Origin of the sequence: Novosphingobium organovorum, assembly GCF_022832435.1 — a bacterium.
In the GTDB taxonomy this organism is placed as follows: domain Bacteria; phylum Pseudomonadota; class Alphaproteobacteria; order Sphingomonadales; family Sphingomonadaceae; genus Novosphingobium; species Novosphingobium organovorum.
The window spans coordinates 1-3,127 of sequence record NZ_JALHLF010000202.1 but is presented as its reverse complement, the minus strand read 5'-3'; the positions used below and the strand labels follow the sequence as shown (position 1 = coordinate 3,127).

Here is a 3,127-nt window from a genome sequence, read left to right as displayed (position 1 = left end):
GTAAGCGTCCGGCCTCGGTCGCGTTGCGAGGTGAGAGCGTGAAGGTGATGGACCTCCGGTAAGGAGTCTCTTTCTGGACTCCAGAAGGAGGCCAAGTGACAGACCGGGTGGAGATCATCGCGCGCACGGAGCGGCGCAGGAAGTATTCGGATGCGGAGAAGGCCGCGATCCTGGCTCAGGCGGATCAGGAGGGCGTTTCGGTTCGCGATGTCGCCCGGCGCCATGAGATTGCCGAGAGCCTGATCTACAACTGGCGTTCGGCCCGCCGTCAGGCAACCGCGATCGCCAGCGAGCCGCTGGAGTTCATTCCTTATGGTTCGATCGTGACGTCCCAACCCGCGCCCACGTCGCCGGTGCCAGCCCCGCAGGCGAAGGCCGCACCGTCGTGTACCCCGATGCCGGAAGAGCTCGTGCGTCCGCATCCCGGAGCCCGGCCTGGCGCGATAGACATCGATCTGCCCAGCGGCGTGCGCCTGTCCACGGACAGCTACGTCAACGAGAAGGCGCTGGCCCGCGTCCTTCGTGCGCTTCGGGATATATCGTGATTTCGCTGGCTCCCGGAACGAAGGTCTATCTGGCAAGTAAGCCGGTCAGTATGCGGCTCGGTTTCGATGGGCTGGCCGCGCTCGTTCGGCCGCTGTTCGCGGTCGAGCCATTCGGCGGGCATGTATTCCTGTTCCGCAGCAAGAACGGGAATTACCTCAAGGCGCTGCACTGGGATGGCAGCGGCCTTTGCCTTTTTGCCAAGCGCCTGGAGCGCGGCCGTTTCGTCTGGCCTCCGCTCATCGAGGGCGGCGTTGTACTCACCCCGGCGCAGTTTGCGCTGCTGATCGAAGCGATGGACTGGAGGCGTACGGTAGCGCCCGATCCGCCGCGCCTGCCGGTCCAGATTTGATGTATAAAACGACCTGTTTTCCGGGCTTTTCGCTTGGGTGCTGAACCCGATTCTGCTAACGGGGTGCGTGCCCCCCGACGATCTCGAACTCCCTACCGATCCCGCAGAACTGCGCGCGTTTGCCGAGGCGATGCGTGCACGTCTGGCCGCTTCGGAACAGGCGCTGGAAGCCGAACGCGAAGCGCATGAGGCGACCCGCAACGCGGTCAAGCTGACCACGCTCCAGATCGAGAAGCTCAAGGTCCAGTTGGCCCGGCTTCGGCGCATGAAGTTCGGCCAATCCTCCGAACGGCTTACCCTCCAGGCTGACCAGCTCGAACTCACGCTCGAGGATCTCGAGGCCGAGCATGCCCATGCCGAGTGCGTGATGGCAGGTCATGTGCCCGATGATGCTCCCCTCAAAGCGGCGCAGCGCAAACCCCGCCGTGCACCGCTTCCCGAACATCTGCCCCGCGACGAGGTCATGCACGCTGCCCCTGATGCTGAGGGGTGCTCGGCTTGTGGCTGCACGATGGGCAAGCTCGGTGAGGACGTGACCGAAGTGCTGGAATATGTCCCTGGCCGCTTCCGCGTCGTGCGCCATGTCCGCCCCAAGCTTTCCTGCACCCGCTGCGATGCGATCAGCCAGGCCCCTGCTCCGGCGCTGCCCGTACCGCGCGGCCGCGCCGGTCCGGGACTGCTGGCCCATGTCATCGTATCGAAGTTTGCCGACCATCTGCCGCTCTATCGCCAGTCGCAGATCTACGCCCGCGAGGGTGTCGAGATCAGCCGCTCGACGATGGCGGACTGGCTCGGCCAGGCAAGCTGGCTGCTGGAACCGCTGGTCGACCGGATCGCCGATCACGTCATGGCCAGCGTGAAGGTCCATGCCGACGACACGCCCGTTCCCGTGCTGGCGCCGGGAACCGGGAAGACGGCGACCGGGCGACTATGGGTCTACCTTCGCGACAACCGACGATGGAGCCCCTTGGACAAGCCGGCGGCACTGTTTCGCTACAGCCCCGATCGCAAGGGCGAGAGGCCGCGCGAGCATCTCAAGACCTTCGCGGGCTTCCTGCAGGCCGATGCCTATGCCGGTTTTGACCGCCTCTATGCGAGTGACCGCAAGCCGGCGCCGATGACACCGGTCGCCTGCTGGGCGCACGCCCGGCGCAAAATCAACGATGTCTACAAGGCGGACCCGCACTCGGCCGCGGGCAAGGGACTGCTCATGATCCGCGACCTCTATGAGATCGAGCGGCAAATTGCCGGTGAGCCGGCCGATATTCGCTGCAGGGCGCGCAAGGCGTCACTGCTCAAGGCGATGGATTTCTTCGCCTGGGCCGATGACGTATTGTCCAAGGCTTCGGCCCGCTCGCCGCTCGCCGAGGCGCTGCGCTATGCCGTGAAGCTCAAGCCGCAATTGCTCGCCTACACCCAGGACGGCAGGCTCGAGATCGACAACAATCCCGCGGAGAATGCCCTGAGGGGTATTGCCGTTGGTCGCAAGAACTGGATGTTCGCTGGCGCGGACTGTGGCGGTGAGCGCGCCGCCGCCATGTACTCGCTACTGGAAACCGCCAAGCTCAACGGCGTCAATCCGCAGGAATGGCTGGCCGATGTCCTCGACCGCATCGGCAAGGGGCATCCCATCAACCGGATCGATGAACTGCTGCCTTGGAACTGGGCCACCCCGCAGGCGTGAACGCGCATTTTGGGTTGGGAGCGGACACCTTCACCAGTAACCCAAGGTCACCGCTTCTTCCTCCCTCCACGCTCCTGCGCGATGGCGGAAAGCATATGCACCAATTTTGCCCCCCGACTCGCTGTAAGTCACGAAAGCGAAGTCGCCAGCGTACAGCGGGCGGTTAACCACTGTGGGGCAGGCCTCTGCCGTGCCGCGACCGAAGAATTGGGGCTGATCATTCTGGGCGGATTGCCAAGGTATTGCGATACTAGCTGCCACTCTGCGCGTCTCTTGGGCTTCAAATGAAGTCGGGACCAGCATAGCAGGTGGCCCCGGATCGTTACCGACCTTGAAGACGTGTGTCTGACCTACCCGGACACAGCTTGAGAAGGGGGCAATCCTCGAAATCACGCGATCAACCAATGCATCACCAGTTTGTGGTGCACACCCGCTGACCAGCCCGAGAGCCGGAAGAAATAACCATCGCATGACATCCATGCTTACGCCCAACCTTTATGTTCGCAATGGGCATTTTCTGTCACCGACGGGCTAGGGCAGACGCTTAC

Annotated in this window: 3 protein-coding genes; all 3 read left to right on the top strand. The window is 63.6% G+C overall.

Annotation, left to right across the window (positions count from 1 at the left end):
* Nucleotides 1–95 precede the first annotated feature (95 nt).
* The 3 genes from tnpA to tnpC all read left to right on the top strand — a co-directional run bounded on the left by tnpA (nt 96) and on the right by tnpC (nt 2,579).
* A complete protein-coding gene (gene tnpA / locus MTR62_RS20510) occupies nt 96–545 on the top strand; it encodes an IS66-like element accessory protein TnpA (protein ID WP_244024443.1) in 450 nt (149 codons plus the stop codon).
* Entirely contained in the window at nt 542–895 is a 354-nt protein-coding gene (gene tnpB / locus MTR62_RS20505; protein WP_021243391.1) for an IS66 family insertion sequence element accessory protein TnpB, read from the top strand. The genes tnpA and tnpB overlap by 4 nt, the downstream gene beginning before the upstream one ends.
* 67 nt (nt 896–962) lie before the next feature.
* Nucleotides 963–2,579 carry an IS66 family transposase gene (tnpC, locus tag MTR62_RS20500; RefSeq protein ID WP_244024439.1) on the top strand — a complete coding sequence of 539 codons (1,617 nt, stop codon included), beginning with the start codon at nt 963–965 and terminating at the stop codon, nt 2,577–2,579.
* Nucleotides 2,580–3,127 lie beyond the last annotated feature (548 nt).